The sequence below is a fragment of the Allobosea sp. 05T422_2 genome, assembly GCF_056396265.1.
In genome coordinates this window covers 1-3,577 of the sequence record NZ_JBFTLD010000411.1, presented here as the reverse complement: position 1 = coordinate 3,577, position 3,577 = coordinate 1, and the positions used below count along the sequence as shown (strand labels likewise).

The following is a 3,577-nucleotide window of genomic DNA, read 5'->3' as shown; positions in this document are numbered from 1 at the left end:
CCACCCCACGTCATCTGCAAGACGTTGAGCCGACAGGCAGCCGGGCTCGTCAATCACGCAAGATGGCGACGCCGGGCGAGGCGCGCGACGTCGCCACTGTAACGCTCAGGCTGCGGCCTTGTTCTTGATCGCGCCGATGATAGCGGTCAGGATAGCTCCGCCAGCGCCGCCAGCGATCAGGTTCGACAGGATACCGCCGACACTGAGATTGCCGCCCTGGCTGGCAACACGATGGGTACCAACTGGCCAAGAACGCCGCCGCCGACCAGACCGGCGATGGTGTTTCCGAGAGTTCCGAGATCGAAGCTGGACGAGGCTTTACCCGCAGCATTGCCACCCAGCGCGCCTGCKACGAGGTTGATCAGAAGCTGTTCCATGAGACCCCCAAAGCCATGATGCATGGCCTTGGGAGGATGACTCCGCCCGTTTCTCGAAGCAACCTGAGATTGAACCGGCCGAAAGCCGGCCTATTTCGGTCGCGTCAACGTGATCGCCGAGATCAGCCGGCCGTAATCCGGCTCCTGCCGATGCGTCGTGCGGCGATAGCTGAAGAAGCGCTGTTCATCGCCATAGGTGCACAGGCCGAGGTCGATGAAGCGGCCGATGCCGGCCTCCTGTGCCTTGAAAGCGATGAAGGCAGGCAGATCGAACATGGCGCGCGCAGGATGCTCCGAGGCGTGGAAGAAGCGCGCATAGGTCGCATTCTCCGACTTGAAGCGCTCGATGAATTCCGGCCCAACCTCATAAGCCTTGGCGCTGATCGTTGGCCCAAGCACCGCCAGGATGCGTTCGCGACGCGCGCCGAGCTTTTCCATCGCGGTCACAGTCGCGCCGACAATCCCCGTGAATGCCCCCTTCCAGCCGGAATGGGCGGCACCGATGACGCCCGCCTCGCTATCGGCGAAGAGGATGGGTCCACAATCAGCGGTGGAAACGCCGAGCGCCACGCCGTGAGCCGTGGTCACCATGGCATCGGCCTTCGGCTTCTCCCCGAGCCACGGGCCGGTGACGAGTGCGGCATCCGCGGAATGGACCTGGTGCACACCGACAAGATGCGTGGGCTCGACCTCGAGGTGAGCCGCCATCCGCGCCCGGTTCTCGGTAACATGCGCCTTGTCGTCGTCCGAGCCGAGGCCGCCATTGAGCGAGGCGTAGATGCCCGAGGATACACCGCCCTCGCGGGTGAAGAAGGCATGCGCAATGCCGTGTTCGGCGGAAAGATCGGGCGAAGTGATGAACATGGCGGGTTCCGGCTCAGGCGTCAGCCCTGCTCTGGCATCTGATGAAGGTCAAATCCGGGCAGCAGCGGCAGTCGTGAATCCGATAATGCCAGAACCTTGAACAATTCACCCATCTCGGTCGCGCCAATGGCGGTGAGCCGTGCGAAAGCCGCCTGGATCGCCTCCGCCTGCTCCGGCCGTGCTCTGCCGCAGAGCGCCTGCGCACGTTCCGCCAGCCCGAGCGCCAGCAGGAAATCGCGCTGCGTCGCCGGTCCATGCGCCGCAGCCCCGGCCCGCCACGCAGCCTGCGCCATCCGTTCGAAATCGACATGAACCGTGAGGTCGGCCACACCGGTATCGGCAAGCGGATCAACCATTCGATGCCGATGGACCGCCTGAAGCGTATCTCCGAAGCCTGAACGCCCGGAACCGTAGTCGATGAACAGCGCAGCGCCGCCTTGCTCGGCGAGATGGCCGCCCACCGTCGTCACGACATCAAGCGCTGCGGTCGGCTGTTCGAAGATGCTTCCCTCAGGGGCGGCAATCCCAAGTGCAGGCTCCGGCGCATGGGCGAGCCCGAATGCCAGCTGGCTTGCGGCATTGATTCCGACCAGACGTTCGCGCCAGCCATCTCCGACGCGCACGAATTGATCGAGCGGCAGCGCGTCGAGGAACTCGTTGGCGAGGAGGATCGTCGGCCCCTCCAGCGCAGTCCCGATGCTGTCGTGCCAGACCGGCTCGGTCGCGGAGGCCAAGGTCCGAGCCTGGGCTTGCCGCAGCACGGGGCTCATCTCGACGAGATGCACGGAAACCGCCTCGCGGAAACCCGGAACGATCCGCGCGGCCCGCAGCACATCGGCCATCAACGTGCCACGCCCCGGTCCAAGCTCGACGAGGCGCAAGCTTGCAGGCTCGCCCATCATCCGCCAGACCGCACCAGCCCACAGCCCGATCAGTTCCCCGAACATCTGGCTGATCTCGGGCGCCGTCGTGAAGTCTCCCTCGGCACCGAAAGGGTCGCGGGTCATGTAGTAGCCGTGACGGGGATGGCCGAGGCAGAGCGCCATATAGCGCGAGACGCTGAGCGGGCCCTCGTCCTGGATCAGGCGGATGATCTCCGCCTTGAGCGCATTCACGCGCTAGCCCGTCTGGCGCGCAGCGCCAGATAGAGCCCGGCGAAGAAGAGCGGCACGGACAACAGCATGCCCATGGTGATGCCCCCACTCAGCGCATCGACACTTCCGCCGAACAGGAAGCCGAGCTGCGGATCGGGCTCGCGGAAAAACTCGCAGACGATGCGCGCGACCGCATAACCCATGCCGAAGACACCCGCGACGAGGCCGGGTCGCTTGAAGCCGCCAGCCCGAACGACGAGCGCGAGCAGGATGAAGAGCAGGATCCCCTCCCCCAGCGCCTCATAGAGCTGGCTCGGATGGCGCGGCAACGGCCCGGCATTGGGAAAGACCATGGCGAAGGGCAATCCCGGTGCCGGCCGGCCCCAGAGCTCGGCATTGATGAAATTGGCGATGCGCCCAAGGAAGAGCCCGATCGGAACGACGGCGGCGGCGAGATCGAAGACGCTCAGCGCCGGGTGCCCGCGCCGGCGCGCAAACAGGAACAGCGCCGTCGCCGCCCCCAGCAACCCACCATGGAACGACATACCACCCTGCCAGATCGCGATGATGTCCTGCGGCCGGGCGAGATAGCGCTCAAGGTCGTAGAACAGCACGAAGCCGATGCGCCCGCCGAGCACCACGCCAAGCGCGACCCAGAGCAGCATGTCGTCGAGCTCTTCTGCCGCGGGATGCTTCGAGCTCCCCCACAGCGCAGGAGACGAGACCAACCGGCGTGCATACCACCAGCCCCCGATCAGCCCCACGACATAGGCGAGGCCATACCATTTGACCGAAAGCGGTCCGAGTTGCAACGCGACCGGGTCGATCACCGGGAAGGGGATGGCGAATACGGGCATGGGCAAAGGTCCGGTGGCGGAAGTCGCAGTCTCGCTCAGGCGGTTGCGCACCGCCCATCACACGTCATCCCGGGCGACCCAAGGGACGCTCGGGAGGACTGCGCGAAGGAAAACCTGCCGCGACATGGCCGGCTGGAGGCGAAGTGGTCAAGCAAAAAGGGCGCCGGTATGCACCCCGCCTGCCCTGCTCAGACCTTGATGATGAGCTTGCCGAAATTCTTCCCGTCGAGCAGGCCGATGAACGCCTCAGGCGCCTGGGCGAGGCCCTCCACGATGTCCTCCTTGTATTTCAAGGCGCCTCCGGCGATMCAGCCGGACGCCTCCCGTTCGAAGGCCKGGCGCTGCGCGACGAACTCACGCTGGATGAAACCACGGATCGTCAGAC

4 protein-coding genes and 1 pseudogene are annotated in these 3,577 nt (G+C 65.4%); all 5 read right to left on the bottom strand.

What is annotated here, in order from left to right:
* Positions 1-176: 176 nt before the first annotated feature.
* Positions 177-377 (bottom strand): hypothetical protein, encoded by a 201-nt coding sequence (locus AC1DJT_RS35195; protein WP_441505201.1) that lies wholly within the window; start codon positions 375-377, stop codon positions 177-179.
* 90 nt (positions 378-467) lie between these two features.
* Complete coding sequence (gene pgeF / locus AC1DJT_RS35190) at positions 468-1,241, bottom strand: peptidoglycan editing factor PgeF (RefSeq protein WP_441505200.1); 774 nt, start codon at positions 1,239-1,241, stop codon at positions 468-470.
* 20 nt (positions 1,242-1,261) lie between these two features.
* On the bottom strand, positions 1,262-2,356 hold the full coding sequence (locus tag AC1DJT_RS35185) for a class I SAM-dependent methyltransferase (RefSeq protein ID WP_441505199.1): 1,095 nt from the start codon (positions 2,354-2,356) through the stop codon (positions 1,262-1,264).
* Entirely contained in the window at positions 2,353-3,192 is an 840-nt protein-coding gene (gene lgt, locus AC1DJT_RS35180; RefSeq protein ID WP_441505198.1) for a prolipoprotein diacylglyceryl transferase, read from the bottom strand. Before lgt ends, AC1DJT_RS35185 begins: the two co-directional genes overlap by 4 nt.
* A 188-nt stretch (positions 3,193-3,380) precedes the next feature.
* A pseudogene (locus AC1DJT_RS35175) lies at positions 3,381-3,577 on the bottom strand (NADP-dependent oxidoreductase); the annotation flags it as partial.

Excerpts from the sequence above, each read along its gene's own strand:
- pgeF (WP_441505200.1), bottom strand. The coding sequence starts at position 1,241 with ATGTTCATCACTTCGCCCGATCTTTCCGCCGAACACGGCATTGCGCAT.
- lgt (WP_441505198.1), bottom strand. The coding sequence starts at position 3,192 with ATGCCCGTATTCGCCATCCCCTTCCCGGTGATCGACCCGGTCGCGTTG.